This window comes from Acidobacteriota bacterium (genome assembly GCA_018001935.1).
In the GTDB taxonomy this organism is placed as follows: domain Bacteria; phylum Acidobacteriota; class JAAYUB01; order JAAYUB01; family JAAYUB01; genus JAGNHB01.
Genome location: JAGNHB010000085.1, coordinates 1 through 19,728, shown reverse-complemented (window position 1 = coordinate 19,728; position 19,728 = coordinate 1). Strand labels below are relative to the sequence as shown.

8 protein-coding genes and 1 pseudogene are annotated in these 19,728 nt (G+C 67.7%); 6 read left to right on the top strand and 3 right to left on the bottom strand.

Annotation, left to right across the window (positions count from 1 at the left end):
* Positions 1-5,189: putative Ig domain-containing protein (locus tag KA419_19935; GenBank protein ID MBP7868206.1), on the bottom strand; the 5,189-nt coding region annotated here is incomplete at its 3' end.
* Positions 5,190-5,591: 402 nt separating this feature from the next.
* On the opposite strand from KA419_19935, the gene KA419_19930 reads away from it, so the two are divergent.
* From KA419_19930 to KA419_19920, 3 genes are all read left to right on the top strand, one after another.
* On the top strand, positions 5,592-6,254 hold the full coding sequence (locus KA419_19930; protein ID MBP7868205.1) for an MBL fold metallo-hydrolase: 663 nt from the start codon (positions 5,592-5,594) through the stop codon (positions 6,252-6,254).
* 244 nt (positions 6,255-6,498) lie between these two features.
* Positions 6,499-7,746 carry a diguanylate phosphodiesterase gene (locus KA419_19925; GenBank protein ID MBP7868204.1) on the top strand — a complete coding sequence of 416 codons (1,248 nt, stop codon included), beginning with the start codon at positions 6,499-6,501 and terminating at the stop codon, positions 7,744-7,746.
* 119 nt (positions 7,747-7,865) lie between these two features.
* Complete coding sequence (locus KA419_19920) at positions 7,866-8,147, top strand: hypothetical protein (protein MBP7868203.1); 282 nt, start codon at positions 7,866-7,868, stop codon at positions 8,145-8,147.
* A 905-nt stretch (positions 8,148-9,052) separates the two neighbouring features.
* Here the strand turns inward: KA419_19920 and KA419_19915 are convergent.
* Together KA419_19915 and KA419_19910 are read right to left on the bottom strand one after the other, a co-directional pair.
* Entirely contained in the window at positions 9,053-11,482 is a 2,430-nt protein-coding gene (locus tag KA419_19915) for an arylsulfatase (protein ID MBP7868202.1), read from the bottom strand.
* A gap of 420 nt (positions 11,483-11,902) precedes the next feature.
* Positions 11,903-12,196, bottom strand: coding sequence for a hypothetical protein (locus KA419_19910; protein ID MBP7868201.1), 294 nt, complete (start codon positions 12,194-12,196; stop codon positions 11,903-11,905).
* On the opposite strand from KA419_19910, the pseudogene KA419_19905 reads away from it, so the two are divergent.
* From KA419_19905 to KA419_19895, 3 genes and pseudogenes are all read left to right on the top strand, one after another.
* Positions 12,184-12,379 (top strand): annotated as a pseudogene (locus tag KA419_19905) (type II toxin-antitoxin system HicA family toxin). The gene KA419_19910 and the pseudogene KA419_19905 sit on opposite strands and share 13 nt — an antisense overlap.
* Positions 12,380-12,479: 100 nt before the next feature.
* Positions 12,480-15,191, top strand: a complete 2,712-nt coding sequence (locus tag KA419_19900; protein ID MBP7868200.1) for a serine/threonine-protein kinase — start codon at positions 12,480-12,482, stop codon at positions 15,189-15,191.
* A 196-nt stretch (positions 15,192-15,387) separates the two neighbouring features.
* Positions 15,388-19,560, top strand: coding sequence for a hypothetical protein (locus KA419_19895; GenBank protein MBP7868199.1), 4,173 nt, complete (start codon positions 15,388-15,390; stop codon positions 19,558-19,560).
* Positions 19,561-19,728 lie beyond the last annotated feature (168 nt).

Genomic DNA, 19,728 nt, shown 5'->3' with positions numbered 1-19,728 from the left:
TACACGGGCCCGGTGCCCGTGCAGAGATTGGAATCGGTCACCGTCACGGTGATGGGGAAGGTCCCCGTGACCGTGGGGGTGCCGGCGAGCGTGCCGTTCGAGGCGAGCGTGAGCCCCGCGGGCAGGGCGCTGCCGGTCGTGAACGTGGCCGTGCCGATGGCGCCGGCCTGGGTGAAGCTCTGGCTGAAGGGCGTTCCCGCCGTCCCCGTCGCCACCGTGGGGTTGGCGACCGTGATCGCCTGGCAGCCGACTACCAGGGTGTACACGGGCCCGGTGCCCGTGCAGAGATTGGAATCGGTCACGGTCACGGTAATGGGGAAGGTCCCGGTCACGGTGGGTGTTCCGGCGAGGGTGCCGTCCGTCGCCAGCGTGAGCCCCGCGGGCAGGGTGCTGCCGGTGGTGAAGGTGACCGTGCCGAGGCCGCCCGCCTGGGAAAAGGCCTGGCTGAACGGAACGCCCGCCGTGCCCGTGGCGACCGCGGGGTTGGTGACGGTGATGGCCGGGCAGGCAATGTCGAGGGTGTATCGGCAAACGCCGACGAACCCGTTCGCGTCCCTGGCCGCGACGAGGAAAGTCCAGCTCCCCAGTGCCGTGGGTGTCCCCGCAATCTGGCCGTTCAGGGCGAGGGAGAGTCCGGGGGGCAGGGTGTCCGTCGTCGTGAAGGCGTACGGTGCCGTCCCGTTGGTCGCCGTCAGCGTCTCGTCGTAGGCCACCCCGGCCTGGCCGACGGGAAGCCCGGCCGGGCCCAGGAAAATGTTGGCCTCGAAGGCGCCGCTATCCGCTGCCCCGCCCTGGGGCCTGGCCACGAGGCGCTGATCCGTGGCGGGATACCCGGCGGTCCCGAATTCCAGGGCCGGGCTGCCGCAGAGGAGGGCGTGAGTGGGGGTCGGGCCGCCGTAATCGCCCAGGGGGGCCACGCCGGGGTCACCCGAAAGGAGGTTGCCCCCCTGGTCGTCCAGGGTAGCCCCGAAAAGGGCGTACTGGTTCAGGCTTGCATTGCCGGCCACGATGGTGTTCTTGAGGTGGATGGCGCCGTTCATCGCGACGAGCCCGGCCGGGTTCGTGTTGTAATTGCTCGACGAGTTGTTGGTGATGGTGCAGTTCAGGACGGTCCCGGTCGTGTTGGCTGCCGTGAACGCCCCGGCGCCGGTGGAGTAGTTGCCCGAGATCGTGGTGTTCGTGAGGGTGTAGGGCGTGATGTTGACCTCGACGCCTCCCCCGTATCCGCCGCCCTGCATCCGGTTCCCCGAGATCGTGCAGCCGTCGAGGGTGAGTCCGCCGGCCGCGTAGATCCCTCCGCCCCCGGCGTTCGGCAGCGTGAACCACGCCTTGTTTCCCGAGACGATGCACCGGACGAGGGACAGGGGCGCCGAGGAGTAGATTCCCCCTCCGTGGTCGGGGGCGGCGCCGTTTTGGATCGTGAGCCCCGAGATGACGAGGGTCCCGGCGGTGTGGTGGAAGACCCGGTCGAGCCCGGCGCCGTCCACGGCCAGGACACCAGCGCCGGGGCCGCTGATCGTCAGGCCCCTGGTGATGGGGATGGCGCCGGTGGCAAGGGTGATGCTCCCCGTGAGGCCCGGGGCGAAGGTGATCGTCGCCCCGTTGCACGCGTACGCCACGACCCACCGCAGGGAGCCTTCCCCCGCGTCGTCGAGGTTCGTCACGACGGTGGGGCAATCGATGGTCAGGCTGTACGCCTGAGAGTTCGTGCAAGCGTTGGCGTCGGTGGCCTTCACCGTGAAAGTGAAGGGCGAGCCCGTGCTGGTGGTGGGCGTGCCGTGCAGCAGTCCGGAGGATTCCAGGGTCAGGCCCGGAGGCAGCGTTCCCGTCGCGCTCCAGGTTATGGCCCCCACGCCCCCCGTCTGCGTGAAGTTCACCGGCCCGTATTCGACACCCGCCATGCCCGGCGCCAGGCTCGGCGGCGAGATGGTGAGGGTGGGACAGTCGATGGTGAGAGTGTATTCCCGGCTCCCCTGGCACCCGCTGCCGTCGGTCACCGTCACCGTGAAGGTGAAACCGCCGGTCTGCGTCGGGGCTCCCGCGAGCACACCGGTCGCCGGGTCGAACGTCATGCCCGTCGGGAGCGTTCCCATCGCGCTCCAGGTGATCGTCCCCACGCCACCGGTCTGGGAGAACGTCACCGAAGGGTACACCTCACCCGCCGTGCCGTTGGGAAGGCTGGCCGGCCAGACCGTGATGTCCGGGCAGTTGATCGTCAGGGTCGGGCTCGACATCGCCGAACAGTCCAGGGCGTCGGTCGCCGTCACGTTGATCGTGAAGCCTCCCGGCTGCACGGGCGTTCCCGAGAGCGTCGCCGTCGTCGGGTCGAACGTCATGCCCACCGGGAGCACGCCCGTCGCGCTCCAGGTGATCGCCCCGACACCGCCCGTCTGCGTGAAGGTGACGGGCGGGTACGCCGTGCCCGCCGTGCCCGGGGCCAGGCTCGACGGTGACACGACGATGGCGGAGCAGCCGATACCGAGCGAGATGGGCTCGAAGCCCTCGCAGCCATTGACATCCATGGCCCGGAAGGTGAGGGCGAATGACCCGGTCTGGGTGGGTGTCCCGGACAGCACCCCCGTCGCCGGGTCGAGGGTCAGGCCGGTGGGCAGACCCCCCGTCACGCTCCACGTGATCGTCCCCGCGCCGCCCGTCTGCGTGAAGGTCACCGGGCCGTAAGGCATCCCCGCCGTTCCGGGCGAAAGGGTCATCGGCGAGACGCTGATGCTTGGGCAGACGATGAGGGTGCCGGTTGTGGCGGAGTTGTTGCCGGGAATCGGGTCCGTCGTCGCACTGGCGGCGGTGGCCGTGTTCGTCACGGTCGAACCCGTCGTCACAAGCGTGCTGACCCTGACGACGATCCTGAACACCGCCGTCTCCGTGGCCGCCACAGTGGGCTTGGAAAACACCACGTTGCCGGTGCCCCACCCGACGGGCGGGGAGGAGACGGTCCATCCCGACCCCGTGGTGACGGTGGCCGAAACGAAGGACGTGTTCGTCGGGACCGCGTCCGTGACCGTCACGGTCTGGGCGTCGCTCGGCCCGTTGTTGGACAGGTTGATGGTGTAGGTGATGTTTTGCCCGGCCGTTACCGGGTCGGGGGAGTCGGTCTTGGTCACCGCGAGGTTCGCCTGGGCGTTGATGACGAGGGTGTAGGCGCGGCTCCCCTGGTAGCCGTTCGCGTCCGTCGCGGTGACGGTGAAGGGGAAGCTCCCGGCCGCCGTCGGGGTCCCCGAGAGCGTGCCGGCCGAGAAGGTCATCCCGGAGGGCAGCGCGCCGCTCTCGGCCCAGGAGATGGCGCCCACGCCGCCGGCCTGGGTGAAGCTCACCGCCGGGTAGGGCAGACCCGCCGTGCCGGTGGCCAGTGACGCCGGGGACAGGATAACGATCCCGTCCAGCGCCACCACGTGGGAGTAACCCGCTGCCATGGCCGCCACGTTGACCAGCCCGGATGGCACGGCCGTCTGGCCGGAAGCGTTGTCCCCCCACGCGACGAGGGTGCCGTCCGCCTTCAGCGCCACCGTGCTGCTGTTGCCCGCCGAGATCGCCACCACGCCGGTGAGACCGGCCGGGACGGTCGATTGGCCGTCGGTGTCGTCCCCCCAGGCCGCGACGGTGCCGTCCGCCTTGAGCGCCACCGAGTGGGCGTTGCCCGCCGAGACGGCCACCACGCCGGTGAGGCCGGCCGGGACGGTCGATTGGCCGTTGGTGTCGTTCCCCCAGGCCGCGACGGTGCCGTCCGCCTTCACCGCCAGCGAGTGCAAGCGTCCCGCCGCAACGGAGGTCACGCTCGTCAGGCCGGCCGGAACGGTCGCCTGGCCGGAGTCGTTCCTTCCCCAGGCCGTGACGGTGCCGTCCGCCTTCAGTACCAGCGAGTGGCCGCCGCCCCCCGCGACGGCGGTTGCGCCCGTCAGGCCGGCCGGGATGGTCGATTGGTTGTATGTGTTGTCCCCCCAGGCCGCGGCGGTGCCGTCCGCCTTCAGCGCCAGCGAGTGCAGCCGTCCCGCCGCAATGGCGGTCACGCCCGTCAGGCCGGCCGGGACGGTCGCCTGGCCGGAGTCGTCCCGTCCCCAGGCCGCGACGGTGCCGTCCGCCATCAGGGCCAGCGTGTGGGCGCCGCCCCCCGCGACGGCCGCGACCCCCGTCAAGCCGGCCGGCACGGTCGTCTGCCCGAACGTGTTGTCCCCCCAGGTGATGGGCGACGTGGGACGAACCCTGAGCGCCAGGACGTGCCAGGCGCCCGCCGCGATGGCCGTCACGCCGTTGAGGCCGGCGGGCACGGTGGACTGGCCCGAGCTGTTGTTCCCCCAGGCCACGACGGTTCCGTCCGCCTTCAGCGCCACCGTGCTGAAGATACCCGCCGAGATTGCCGCCACACCGTTGAGCCCGGCCGGGACGTTCAACTGGCCGCCGTTGCTGTTGTCCCCCCAGGCCGCGACGGTGCCGTCCGCCTTGAGCGCCACCGAGTGGTAGTAGCCCGCCGAGACGGCCACCACGCCCGTCAAGCCGGCCGGAACGTTCAGTTCGCCGTGACCGTTGTACCCCCAGGCCGCGACGGTGCCGTCCGCCTTCACCGCCAGCGTGTGAAAGCCGCCGCAAGCGAGGGTCGTCACGCCCGTCAGGCCGGCCGGGATGTTCAACTGGCCAAAGCTATTGTTCCCCCAAGCCACGACGGTGCCGTCATCCTTGAGCGCCGCGGCGAAGTAGAGGCCGGCGGCGATGGCCTTTACGCCCGTCAGCCCCGCCGGCACGGTCGTCTCGCCGTGGTCGTTCTCCCCCCAGGCCACGACGGTGCCGTCGCCCTTGAGCGCCATCGAGAAGTACCCGCCCGCCGCGATGGCCGCGACGCCCGTCAGGCCGGCCGGGACGTTCACCTGGCCGTGGTTGTTCTCCCCCCAGGCCGCGACGGTGCCGTCCGCCCTCAGCGCCAGCGAGTGGAAGCCGCCCCCCGCGACCGCCACCACGCTCTTCAGGTCCGCCGGGACGTTCGACTGACCGCTCCCGTTGCCCCCCCAGGCGGAGATGCCGCCCCCGTTGGCCCAGGCGCTCTCGGCAGGGGCCGAAGCCGGCTCGGGAAGTTCCAGGGGCCGGCCCTCGTCGAAGGGGAACGCCTGGGCCGGCAGCGCGCCGGGGACCAGGACGGCGAGAACGAGCACGGAGATCGCCGCATAAAGACGTTTGCCGGCCATGACCTTTCCTCCTCGGAATCGATCGGGTCTTCTTTTCGGGTTTCCCGCCGCCCGCACCCCGGCGGTCGCCGGGCTCAGTCTGCACACGGCCGACGAGCCCGCTGGAAAGGCGAGCGTCATCGCACCGTGGAACAGGATCCGGTAAAGGGCGGAATGTTCGATAGGGCACATCCTTCCGGCCGACTGAGCCTTGCCCCTCCCTTAACCCGCACTGACGAAAAGCATTGTCAAGAAATTTTCGAAATCTCAGTATATTCGGCACGGCGGTGAAAGTCAACGAAAACGTGTCACGAAAGCGCTCCTCATTAATCCTGTGGCCAGGATTCGTTCAAGTCATCGTGGTTCGGCCATCCGGTCCGGGGTATAATTCCCCCGTTGGAGGAGATGACAAGGGAGCGCGTGATGAATATCGATCCCATCCTGGAGTGCTTAACGGTCGGGGTTCTGCAGGCCAACTGCTGGATCGTGGGCTGCCCGCGGACCCGCGAGGCCGTGGTCATCGACCCCGGCGGGGAGGCGCCGCGGATCCTGGAAAGGGTCCGCTCCACGGGCCTGAAGCCGGTGCTCGTGGTGAACACCCACGGGCACATCGACCACGTCGCCGCCAACGCGGAGGTGGCGGAAGCCTTCGGGGCCCCGGTGGCCATCCACCGGGACGACCTCTTCTTCCTGGACGGGGAGGACGTGCTGGGCCTGGCGTGGCTGGTCCCGGCCCGGCCCAGCCCGAAGCCGTCGGTGTTTCTCGCGGAGGGAACGTCCGTGGCCGTCGGGGACCTCCGCTTCCGGGTCCTGCACACCCCGGGCCACTCCCCGGGGAGTTGCTGCCTGCTCCTGGGCGCTTACCTCCTGAGCGGGGACACCCTCCTCGCCGGAAGCGTCGGGCGGACCGACCTTCCCGGGGGCGACCCCCAAACCCTGATGGACTCCCTGGCGCGGAAGGTCCTCACCCTCCCCCCGGAGACCCGGGTCCTCCCCGGCCACGGCCCGGAGACCGTTCTCTCGGACGAACTTCAGGAAAACCCCTTCCTCCCCGGCACAGGGGCGCCTTTCATCAACCGGCCTTGATGATCCCGTAAAAGAGTTCTTTTCTCTCACGGAGGCACAGAGGCACGGAGAAATGCAAATCGTACTGATAAAATTAACAATCTTTATGTTTCTTCTCCGTGCCCCTGTGCCTCTGTGAGATCCGAATCCGGGCTTTTTGCGAACTCGTCGGCCTTGACTCTGTCCCGAAGAATGGTTATCGTCTCCCCGAGATCGAGGGGGGATTCAGCGGCGTGCAACACGTTATGCAAGGGGAGGACTTCCCATGCCGAGACTGATCCAGTTGATCTACTGCAGCGCCGCCCGGAAGCGGTTCGGCCCGGAGGAACTGGTGCGGATCCTCGACCAGGCCCGGCTCAACAACGCCCGCTGCGGCGTCACCGGCATGCTCCTGTACGCCGACGGGAGCTTCTTCCAGGTCCTCGAGGGCGAGGAGGCCACCGTCGACGCCCTCTTCGAGAGCATCTCCCGCGACGACCGCCACGGCGGCGTCACCCTCATCATCCGGGAGCCCGTCGCCCGCCGGTCCTTCGGCGACTGGACCATGGGCTACGCCGAGCCCACGGCACAGGACATGGACGCCATCGTGGGGACGAACGACTTCTTCAGCCGGGGGGAATCCTTCGAGGCGCTCGGCCCGGGCCGCGCACGGAAACTTCTGGAGGCCTTCCGCCACGGACGCTGGCGGACGTCCCTCAGCGACACCGCCGCCCCGGCGCCCACGCCCGTCGGGGCCGTTCCCAAGCCCCGGGACGGCAGCCCGCCGGCGCCCGGCTCCGCCTGGCCCGGGCACACTTTCGCCTTCCAGCCCATCGTCAACACCGCGACGGGAGCCATTTTCTCGTACGAGGCCCTGATCCGCGGCAAGGGCAACGAGTCCGCCGCCTGCGTCCTCAACAAGGTGGACCCCGCCCGGGCGCCGGCCTTCCACGAGCGGATCCGCGTCGATGCCGTCGAGCTGGCGGCCCGCCTGGGACTCTCCACCCGGCTCAACATCAACTTCCTGCCGTCGAGCCTGAGCACCTCCCCCACGGCCATCACCTCCGTCCTGGAGGCCGCGGAGCGCTGCGGCTTGAGACCGGATCAGATCGTCCTGGAGATCCTGGAGAGCGAGATCATTCACGACATCGGCGGCTTTACCGCCGCCGTCAACGTGCACCGCCACTCCGGGCTGGTCTTCGCCCTCGACGACTTCGGGGCCGGGCACGCCGGCCTGAATTTGCTGGCCGATTTCCAGCCCGACCTGGTCAAGCTCGACATGCACCTGGTCCGGGGCATCGAGAGCCGGGGGCCCCGCCAGGCCATCGTCCGCGGCATCGCCCGCACCTGCGCCGACCTCGGCATCGAGATCATCGCCGAGGGGGTCGAGACCGTCGCGGAACACGCGTGGCTGCGGAGCGAGGGCATCGAGCTGTTCCAGGGGATGCTCTTCGCCGGGCCCGCTTTCGAGGAACTGCCCGCGGCCTTTCATCTCCCGGGGAAGCAGGCCCCTGGCCCCGGACCCTGCCGGTAGGGCCCCGCGTCCATAAACGCCTGCCATCGTCGCCGGCCGGCGGTGGAGGACATCTCCGACCCCACCCTGTCCACCGCCTCCGTGAAGACGGACGCCGGCTCCTGGAGACGGGTGCGACGATGATCCTGCCCCGCTTCAGCCCAGACGGCGCGCGGATCGTCCTGGGGAGAACGGAGTCGAAGGTGTTCGCCATCCGCTTGTGGGTCTACGACCTGGCCCGCCAGACGTTCTCCCGGCTTCTCAAGCTCAGGCCGGTCCTTTCCACCGAGGAGTTCTGGTGGGACGCCGCCCCCGACGGACGGAGCTTCGTGATGATCCAGGACGTGAAACCGCCCCCGACCCGCTTCCGTGTCACCCTGAACTGGTTCGAGGAACTCCGGCGCAAGGTCCCCGTCAAGTAGCCCCGGCCCGGATAAACCGGACAAGGGGCCCCGGGAGAGGCGGAAAACGCTGGGCAGCCGCCGGACGGCATTCCGGGCGAGGTCCGGGGAAGAGCGAAGAAGAGGAAATGAGGTTGTTTCCCCCGCGCGCCGCCGGGTCCTCACCCCGTCAGGGGTGAAATATTTGTAGTGAAAGAGGTTAATATAAATTTCCCCCGCGCGCCGCCGGGGGTGAACCGTGCTCCGGAGCACCCTCCCGGCCGGCGGCGCGCGGGGGAGGAAGATTTTTATAACTGCCCTTTCTACAAATATTTCACCCCTGACGGGGTGAGGACGCAGCGGCCCCGATCCCGGCGGGGTGAAGACGCAGAGGGGATGATCCCGGCGGGGCGAAGACATGGCGGGCACGATCCCGGCGGGGTGGGGACGCGGCGGTTACGATCCACACGGGGTGAGGAATCGGCGGGCACGATCCGCACGGAAGAACGCGGCGGTTGCGATCCCGGCGGGGTGAGGGCGAGGAGGGCACGATTCAGGGCCAGGACACCCTCCCGTGATTCAGGATTAGGACACCCACCCGTTGCCGAGGTCGGCGATCCGTGCTCCTGAAGCTCTCGCAGGCGCTGGGGCGCGGAGACGTCCTGAGGGATGCCTGGACCGATCCAGGCGCGTTGGCGGCTGCGTTTTTCCCAACCTGTTGTCGATTCCGGTTGCCTTCCGAGGCCACGGTTACCGGGCGAGGTCCCGGGAAGAGCCCAGCCCCTTCGAAGTAAGATCGTTGGCAAACTGAGCACGATGGGAGGCTGGCAAGGGGCCCCCCCGCCTTCGGGGCGGGTAAACCCGATGGTGAAGCGGACGGGGCCCCCGGGGCGTCGCTCCGCTCGCCCCGGGCTGGAACGTCCCCGCGCGTACCGCGCGGGCTTCCCCTACTCTTTCGCCTTCTGCTGGTCCGCGAGCATCTTCAGCAGGTCGTCGAAGCTCTGGCCGCTCTCGGCCAGGGTGAAGGTCACTTTCCCGATCCGCCCCGCGAACCGGTAAGGCACGTCGTAGGTCAGGTTCACGGGCGTGCCGGTGTCCTCGCCGATGTCGAAGGTCTCGTCCAGCGAGAAGCGCAAGGGGATGGTGGCGTCGAGGCGCCCCTGGGCAACGGGCTGGCCGTTCACGAGGAGCTTGCCGGCCCCGCCCTTGCCGAACCCCCCGCCGTCGTAGGTGAAATCGAACCCGACGGTGTGTTTGCCCGGGGACAGGGCGGCCGGGGCGGCGATGTCGATGCGGGAGATGTCCAGGTTGTTGTAGTGGAACGAGGGCTTGCCGTCTCTCACCAGCAGGGCGTAGCCGCCGCTGAGCCCGCCGTGGGTCACCAGCACCCCCGATTCCTTCCCCGTGGCCAGTTCCACCTCGACGGCGAGGTGGAAGGACCGGTTCTTGATGTTGGGGGCGGCGCCTTCCGGGATGCGGGTCACGGGGCCCCCGTAGACAAATTCGTTGCGGCCCCGCCGGAGGCTGGGGCGGATGGCGGGGTTGAGACGGATGATCTTGCTGTCGTCCAGCGGCAGCACGTTGTGCCGGGCGGCCTCGGCGTAGAAGAGCAGCTTCAGCTCCTCGAGCTTGGCCGGCTCCTTCGAAGCCAGGTCGACGGCCTCGCTGAAGTCCTCGGCGAGGTGGTAGAGTTCCCACCGGTACCCCTTGATCACGTCCACGGTGGCGTTGACCATCGAGTCCTCCCACGGGGCCAGGGACGGGGTGGTGCAGGCGACCCAGCCGTCGTGGTAGACGGCCCGGTTGCCGAACATCTCGAAGTACTGCGTCCGGCGCGTCGAGGGCGCCTTCGGGTCGTCGAAGGAGTAGGCCATGCTCACGCCTTCCACGGGTTTCTGGGCCACGCCGTTCACGACGGCGGGCGCCGCCTGGGCGCAGGCCTCCAGGACGGTCGGCACGACGTCGATCACGTGGTGGAACTGGGTCCGGATGCCGCCCCGGTCCTTGATCCGGGCCGGCCAGGAGATCACCATCCCGTTCCGGGTGCCGCCGAAGTGCGAGGCGATCTGCTTCGCCCACTGGAAGGGGGTGCACATGGCGTGGGCCCAGCCGACGGGGTAGTGGTTGTGGCTTTTCCACGTGCCCAGGTCGTCCTGGCGCCGGAGCACCTCCTGGAGGTCCTCCTCGACGCCGTTGAGGGTGGCAAGCTCGTTGAGGCACCCCTGGAACAGCCCCTCGTCGCTGGCGCCGTTGTCGCCCGCGATGTAGATGACCAACGTGTTGTCCAGCTGGCCGAGCGCCTCGATAGCGTCCAGGACCCGGCCGACGTTGTGGTCCGCCTGGGAGAGGTACCCCGCGTAGATCTCCATCATGCGGGCGTAGAGCTGCCTCTGTTCGGGACGGAGGGTGTCCCACTTCGGGACGTCGGGGTGGGGCGCCGTCAGCCGGGTGTCGGGGGGGACGAGGCCCAGCGCCTTCTGGCGGGCGAAGGTCTCCTCCCGCATCCGGTCGTACCCCGGGTCGAAGCGGCCCTTGTACTTTTCCACGTACTCCCGCCGGGGGTGGTGCGGGGAGTGGGTGGCGCCGGGGGCGTAGTAGAGGAAGAACGGCTTGTCCGGCGCCACGGCCTTCTGCTTGTGGATCCACCGGATCGCCCGGTCGGCGATGTCGTCGTCGAAGTGGTAGTCCGGTTTTCCGAGGTAGGGCTCCACCGGGTTCGTCCCCTCGTAGGCCGCGGGGCGCCACTGGTTGGACTCGGCGCCGATGAAGCCGTAGAAGTGCTCGAAACCCAGGCCGGTGGGCCAGAGGTCGAACGGCCCCGCCTGGCTGTTCTGCCAGTCGGGGACGTTGTGGTTCTTGCCGAACCAGGCCGTGTTCCAGCCCTTCTGCCGGAGGATTTCCGCGACGGTGGCGGTGTCCTTCCCCATCAGGCTGTCGTAGCCGGGAAAGCCCGTGGCCTGCTCCATGATCACGCCGGTGTGCACCGAGTGGTGGTTGCGGCCGGTGAGCAGCGCCGCGCGGGTGGGCGAACTGAGCGCCGTGGTGTGGAACTGCGTGTAGCGGAGCCCGTTCTTCGCCAGGCGCTCCAGCGTCGGGGTTGAGCAGGGCCCGCCGAAGGTGCTCGTGGCGCCGAAGCCGACGTCGTCCAGGATCACCAGGACGACGTTGGGCGCCTCCCGGGGCGCCTGGTGCGGTTGCGGGAAGTCGGGCGTCGAGTCCTTCACGCTCAACCCGATTTCGCCCTTGAACGGCGCGGGCGGGGCGGGCAGGACCTCCTGGGCCGGCGCGGCGCCGCCCAGCAGGCCGCCCCCCGTCACCAGCGACCCGACGGCCGCCCACACCGCCTTTCGGCGTTTTCCCCGGACGTGTTGATGCATGGCTTCCTCCCGTGTGTTCTGGGCTGCCCCTCCGGCGGGTTCGACGGCGGGTGAAACCGGCGCCCGCGCTCCGCGTCATGACGGATGACCCCGAAAAAGGGAATCTACTGGAAACGGCAACGGTTTTCAAGGGGAAGATCCGTCCCGGGAAGTTCGCACGCGCCGCCCGCGGTCGCCGGGGTGGTTTTCACCCCGCGACCGGCCGCCCCGCGCCGGCACTGGCCCGAAAACGAAAGGAACGGCCCGCCGAGGATCAGGCAGAACGAAAGGATCGGAAGCCGTGCTGGTATTCTCATGATTCCTCCGGCGACAGGGATACGGTCATCCCCCCTTTGTGACCAGGTTATCAGGGCTTCCCCGGAGGGGGAACCGGGAAAAATGTCGGATCTGGCCGTCGGAGCGGTCCGGGGACCGGACCGGTCAAGAATACCCCTTGAATTCGCCGGGGCTTTTCCATAAAGTAGAACGAAGGCAAGACAGGGGAGAAAAAGGGTCGTCATGGTGGAAATTATCTTTGTCGTAAACGAGGAACCGGAGGGAGGCTTTTCCGCCCGCGCCTTGGGGGTGCCGATCTTCACGCAGGCCGAAACCGTCGCGGACCTTCACCGGCAAGTGAGGGACGCTGTTCACTGTCACTTCGACGAGGCGGAAATGCCCAAGATGATCCGTCTTCATCTCGTGCGGGATGAACTGGTCGCCGTATGAAACTGCCAAGGGATGTCTCCGGGCGTGAACTCGTCAATGCTCTGAAAAAGCTGGGTTACCTGGAAGGAAACTCGAACCACCGGAAGTCATGTTCGCCTGACCCGGTGTACGGAAAGTGAACAACATCTGACCGTACCTGCGCACGATCCGCTGAAAATAGGCACTCTTGCGGCAATAATCGCCGAGGTTGCGGAAAAGGCGGGAAAGACAAAGGACGAAATAACCCGGATATTGTTTGATCGACCGGTTGTCCTTTTTTGTCACGGAAGCAGCTTTCACGAGGAGTCACCGGATGGAGGGGCAGGTCGGAGCGTACGAGATCCTCTCGTTGATCGGCGAAGGTGGTATGGGGCAGGTCTACCGGGCGAAGGACAAGCGCCTCGGCCGGGAGGTGGCGGTGAAGGTGCTCCCGCCCGAGTACGCCCGGGACGCCGACCGCCTGCGCCGCTTCGAACTGGAGGCCCGGGCCGTCGCGTCGCTTTCCCACCCCAACATCCTGGCCATCCACGATTTCGGCAAGGAGGGCGAAACCTGCTACGTGGTGATGGAACTTCTCCAGGGTATGAACTTCCGCCGGGTCCTGGAACAGGGCCCTCTCCCCGTCCGGAAGGTCATCGACTACGCCTCCCAGGTCGCCCGCGGCCTGGCCACCGCTCACGAGAAAGGGGTCATCCACCGCGACCTGAAGCCCGAGAACCTGTTCCTCACCCGGGACGGGCAGGTCAAGATCCTGGATTTCGGCCTGGCCAAGCTCCAGCCCACCGCGGAGGACAGCTCCGACCCCACCCTGTCCACCGTGCCCATGAAGACGGACGCCGGTTCACTGCTGGGCACCGTCGGTTACGTGTCCCCGGAGCAGGTGCGGCGGGAATCGGTGGACCACCGATCCGACATCTTCGTCTTCGGGGCCGTTCTCCACGAGTTGCTGACCGGCCGGCGCGCCTTCCTGAAAGAGAGTGCCATCGAGACCCTCAACGCGATCCTGAACGAGGAGCCGCCGGTGCCCGAAAGGGAAAGCGGCAGCGTCCCGCCGGGCCTGGTCCGGATCCTGAGACATTGCCTGGAGAAAAACCCCGCGGAACGTTTCCAGTCGGCCCGGGACCTGGCCTTCCACCTCGAATCGCTTTCCTTTCCCTCGGGGGATGAAACCCAGCCGATCCACTACGCTCCGGGTCGCGCTGCGGGGCGCCGGCGTTGGCGGGTTCCCGCCCTGATCATCCTGTCGGTCCTGGTGATCCTGGCCGCCCTGTGGGTGACCCGTTCCTTTCACTCCGGCGCCCAAGCCCCCACCCGGCACCTGGACGTGGTCGTCCCCGCCCGGGCACCGATCGGTGACATCTTCTCGAAGCGCTGCTTCTGCCTGTCTCCGGATGGTCGGCACCTGGTCTACACCTCGGACCGGGGCGAACAGGCCGCCCTGTTCACCTATTCGTTCGGGAGCGGGGAGACGCTCGCCCTTCGTGGCACGGAAGGGGGGATCTCCCCTGCCTTCTCCCCGGACGGGAAATGGGTCGCTTTCGCCACCTCCGGCGAGGGACGTCTCCAGAAGGTCCCGGCCGAGGGAGGGGCCCCGGTCACCCTCGCCCAGGCCGAAGGGCCGGGCACGGTGGTCTGGAGCCCGGACGGGCGGCTTTATTTCTCCACGCTTTTCGGGGCCTTCGGAGCTCCGTTCGGGACCCCGCACTGGGTCGGGCCCGACGGGGGGGAGGTTCACAGCTTCTGTTCACCCGACCCGGCCCGCGGCGATCGACGGGTCGACGTTTCCGGCATCCTTCCGGGCGGCGACCGCCTCCTTCTGAGCGTCTCCCGCCTGGACGGGGGATCGAACATCGACCTGTACTCGACGAAGGACGGGAGCCGGCGGACGCTGATCCCGAACGGTCACGGGGCCCGATGGATTTCCACGGGACACCTGCTGTACACCCCCTCCGGCCATAGCCGGACGGTCATGGCGGTCCCCTTCGACCCGGACCGTCCGGAGATTGCGGGATCGCCCCGGGGGATACTGGACGGCGTGGCCTGGGGGACCCAGTACGACGTCTCGAGCGACGGCACCCTCGTTTACCTTCCCGCAGACGCGGAGACCTCCCGGAACGCCCTCGTTCTCCGCGATCGGACGGGAATGGAGCGGAGGCTCCTGGAGGCCGACGGGGTGATGAACCTCCCCCGGTTCAGCCCGGACGGGAACCGGATCGTCCTGGGCAAGTCCGAGACCGAGGTCCTTGCCGTCCGGCTGTGGGTCTACGAGCTGGGGCGTCAGGCCTTCTCCCGGCTTTTCAGCGAGACCCCCGGAACGAGCCGGATCATTCTGGAGAACTGCCCCGTCTGGTCCCCCGGGGGTGACCGACTGGCGTTCCTGCTGCAGCGGATGGACCTGTCGTACACGCTCATGACCGCCTCTTCCTCCGGTGGGGAATCGACCCTCCTCGCGAAACTCCAGAACGGCGACGAACCGGGCGACTGGTCCCCCGACGGGGCCTGGATCGTCTTCGCACGGCCGGACCGGACCCTCGACTCCCCGGCCACCGACATCTGGTTGCTTCCCCTGGAGAATCCTTCGTCCTGCGCCCCCTTCATGCGGACCCCGTACAACGAGGGCGGGGCCCGCGTTTCGCCCGACGGCCGCTGGCTGGCGTACTTCTCGGACGAATCGGGCGAATTCGAGGTTTACGTCCAGTCCTTTCCCAAGCCGAGCCAGAAGCAGAAAATCTCGCGGGACGGCGGCGGTTACCCGATCTGGTCCCGGGACGGCCGGGAACTCTTTTTCCGCACCGCGGACGGGGTCTATGCCGTCCCCGTCACAACGGGGGAGACATTCAAGGCCGGTCCGCCCGAGTTGCTCTTCAAGGTCAAACCGGTCCTGTCCAGCGACGAGTTCTGGTGGGACGTGGGCCCCGACAACCGGGGTTTCGTGATGGTCCAGGATATCAAGCCGCCCCTGACCCATTTCCGCGTCACCCTGGACTGGTTCGAGGAACTCCGGCGCAAGATTCCCGTCAAGTAGCCCCAACCCGGCTTAGCCAGAACCAAACAGGACAGCGTTCTGGAACAGTGAGATGAAAACCAACAACCTGCCCTCTATCGACTATCGCCGGGTTGGGTTATGATGCAACCCCAATACAGCTCTCTGAGCACGCAGACCCAATAATGAGGGCAGTCCTCGCAAGCGTTGCCTGACCCTTCGCGTTCAAGGAGGTCTCATGGTCCGAAGACAGTCGAACCCTGCTGTTCCCCGGTCGTTCGCCCTTTCTGCCTGTGTCGTCTTCCTGTTCATCCCCGCCGTGCTCGGTTCCGCGCCCGGTTCATCCGGAAATCCCGGACCGGCGATGCTGTCGGGCCCTTCCTGGATGTACGATTCCCGGAGCGTGATCGGAAACCGGCAGCTGACCGACATCGCCATCCCCGGGACCCACGACTCCGGCACCTACGGCATCACCGGGACCTCGGCGGTGGCGAACGACGGCAAGGGGGTGTCGAAGGTTATCTCCTGGATCGACAACGTGGAATCTCACTGGTACTACCGCATCCTGGACGAGTTCGGCGTGCTGCTCGCGGTCAAGGCCGCGGCCACGGACATCACCTCCTGGTGGGCGAAGGTCCAGCGCAGAAATTTCTCAACCCAGCTCGCCGACGGGATCCGTTACTTCGACCTGCGGGTCGAGCAGTCGGGGCAGAACTACTACTGCGTGCACTCGCTCCACGGGGCCAACCTGCAGGACCTGATCTCGGGCATCCAGGCGTTTTACGCCAACCCGGCGTCGAGTCACGAAATCCTGCTCCTGGACTTCCAGCACACCTTCGCCATGAACCACGCGGGGTTCGTCGCCTACCTGAAGAACGTGCTCCGCGATGGCGCCGGCAACAGCCTGATCATCCCCCGCGGCGCCAACCTGTGCCTGAACAAGCTCTGGGCGACGAAGGGGCGCATCGTGGTCTTCTATGACGACGACGCCACCGTGGCGGCCAACCCCGAACTCTGGTCCAGTTCCTCCTCGCCGTCCCACCCGCAGATCTACTCCCCCTGGCCGAACACCAACGACTCGAAGGTCCTCTACGATGCCCTCTCCGGGCCGCTGGCGGACTGGGTGGACACGGCGCGCAAGAGCGGGTACTTCATCGTGCTGCAGTCCCTGGCGACGGAAGGCTTCAGCAACGTCGCCTCGTCCGTCCAGGCCCACGTCTACTACCTGTTCCGCTATGTCCCGATCCTCGGGCTCATCCTCAAGCGGCTCGGCTACGACCAGGCCTCCCCCATGAACTTCTTCGACTTCAACTTCGGCGGCTTTGTCCTGGCGGACTTCCTGGACAACCCCGGCGCGCGGAACCTGGCCGTCCACCGGGCCAACGTCATCATCATCGACGACTACGCCAACTTCGTCTACAACAAGGGCGGGGGCGGGACCGGCGGCTACCTCGACCTCATCGACGAACTGAACACCGGCCGGGCGGCCGCATCCCCGAAAGGCCCCTACCACGGCGTGGTGACACGCCAGACCGCCAACTTCACGGCCGACCACTACCAGGTCTACCCGGTGGAGATCGACGTCGTCAACACCGGCTCCGTGGCGTGGGACCCCGCCGTCGTGTTCCTGGGCACGGCGGGCCCTTACAACCGGACGACGCACCTGTACACGAGCGACGGGTGGGTGTCCCAGACCCGGATCCGCATGCAGAACACCGCGGCGGTGCAGCCCGGCGAGACCGCGGTGTTCAAGTTCTCCATCATGCCGGACGATTCCTACGCCACGTCGTACCAGTCCTTTGAACTGGTCGCGGATGCTTCCTGTCAGGGCTACCCGGCCCAGTGGTTCGGGAACGCCTACGGCAACACCGCCCTCTACATCCAGACCACCCCGCTGCACTACGGCAGCAAGCTGAAATCCCAGGGCGGCAACACCGCGTTGGCGTCCTTCGACACCACCACCCTGAGCGCCACGTTCACCAACACCGGCAACATTCCCTGGTTCCCGGACACGGTTTTTCTCGGGGACAATTCCTGGGACCAGCAATGGGCCGCTTTCTACGCTCCGGACGGAGACTGGGAGTCCAAGACCCGGATCCGGATGCGGAACACCTCGTCGGTGATGCCGGGGCAGGATGCCGTGTTCACCTTCGGCGCCACCGCCGGCCTGCAGGCCCTCGGCGGCGCCTGCACCCTTCAATTGGTGGCGGACAAGGCGGCCGGGCTGGCGCCGCCCCAGTGGTTCGGCTCCCAGGGCAACGTGACGTGGAACATCGCCCTGACCTCGGTGACGCAGCCCGGCGTCCTGACCGGCCAGCTGGTGTCGAAGAGCCCGGACTGCACCCTCACGCGCGGCCAGTCCCAGGCGATGCAACTGGTGTTCAGGAACACGGGGGTGATCACCTGGTACCCCGACCTGGTTTTCCTCCAGTCCCAGGGCGACGCCGGGGGCCTGTACACCGACGACGGCAACTGGTTCTCGCCCGTGTACATCGTCATGCAGGGCAACCAGCCGGTGCCACCCGGAGGAGAGGCGACCTTCAGCTTCGAGGCGACGCCGAACGCCGACATCCCGTCCGGGAGCAAGACGTTCCAACTGGTCCTGGACGTGCCCTTCGTCTGGGGCGCCAACGTGGCGGGGGCCGCCGGCAGCATCTACGTCACCGTGAGAGGCGCCGTTCCCTTCGCGACCCCGTCCGTCTGGGTGGCCAACTACGAGGACGGCACCGTCACCCGCCTCGACAGCTCCACCGGCGCCGTGCTCGGGACCTGCGGCGTCGGCAAATGGCCGGCCGGGGTGGCGGTGGACGCGTCGGGGAATGCCTGGGTCACGAACATGGGCTCGGGAACGGTGAGCAAACTCAACGGGTCCACCGGGGGCCTGATGGGGACGTACCCGGTCGGCAGCTTCCCGACCGGCATCGCCGTGGACCCGTCCGGCAACGTCTGGGTGGCCAACCAGGCCGGCGGGTCCATCACGAAGCTGAACGGGGCTACCGGCGCGACGCTGGGGACCTACGCCATCGGCGGCTCCCCCAACGGCGTCGCGGTGGACCCCTCCGGCGACGTCTGGGTCACCGACAACGGGCCGTACAGCAACATCGTCAGCCGGCTCCGGGGCGCCACCGGGGCGGTCGTGGGGACCAGCACCGTGGGGGACTCGCCCTTCGGCATCGCGGTGGACGCCTCCGGCCACGTCTGGGTCAGCAACGGCGTCAGCAACACGGTCAGCAAGCTCGACCGGGTCACGGGGGCCACCCTGGCGACGTATCCCGTCGGGACGTCGCCCGGCGGCATCGCGGTGGACGCCGCCGACGACGTGTGGGTGACGAGCGGGAGCAATACCGTCACCCGGATCCGGGGCTCGGACGGCAGCGTCGTGGGGACCTACCCCGCCGGCAGCGGCCCCTTCGGCGTTTCCGTGGACGCGGCCGGCAACCTCTGGGTCACCGATTCCATCGGAGACACGGTAACCCGGCTCAACGGCCTCGACGGCAGTCTTATCGGCAGCTGTAACGTCGGCCAGTCCCCCGCGTCCCTGGGGGACATGACGGGGTTTGCCCTGAAGTACCTGGTCCTGGGCCGGACCCTCTCCATCATCACCGGCAGCCTGGCGGCGGGTTACGCAGGCTACAACTACGACGAGACCGCCTTCGCTGCCGGGGGGACCCCGCCCTACACCTGGGCCATCGCTTCCGGTTCGCTGCCCGCCGGCCTGTCCTTCAGCGGGGGCCGGATCTTTGGGACGCCGTCACAGCCCGGAACCTGTGGCTTCACCCTCCAGGTAACGGACGGCGAAAGCGCGAGCGTCACGCACGACTATTCCCTCGTCGTCAACCCGACCGGTTCTTCCCTGGCCGCCATCCCGTCGGACCGTCCTCCGGGGACCGTCGGCGACTATTACTGGAGCAATGCCGTCCAGACGACCGGCGGCACGGCCCCCTACACCTGGAGCCTGGTCCGGGGGGCCTTCCCGGACGGGATCGACCTCAACCCGAACGGGTCCTTCTCGGGGATTCCCACGTCCCTGGTCGATGCCCTCTTCCGGATCCGGGTGGTCGATGGCAGCGGTGAGGCTGCCGAACTCGACGTGTTCATCGGGGTCGGTCCCGGTTCCGGACTGTCCGTTTCCACCGCCGACCTGCCCGACGGCTCCCGTGGCGTTTATTACCAGAGCGCCCCCCTGGCCGCGACCGGCGGGCTGGCGCCATACGCTTGGCGAATTGCCTCCGGTTCGCTGCCGGAGGGCCTTTACCTCAACCCGGACGGCGTCATCTCGGGGGTGCCCGCGGAACCCGGCGGCTCCCGGCTGTTCACGGTGGAGGCAGCCGACAGCCTCGGTTCCTCGGCGTTCCGGCAGCTGCACATCTGGGTGGACGTAAATTCTGGGAAAATCCTGGGATATCCCTGAGAGGCGCCGGCGGGGCGCCGGAAGGTCTTCAACTATTCGTGCTAGCCCGACTTTCCGACTTATTCGTACAAACAGGTGTAATCTATAGCAAGAGAACGTTATATAGCAAGAGGTGACTATACCCTAAGACGATTATTTCTCTCGGAGCCCCAAGGTGGACACCAGGTT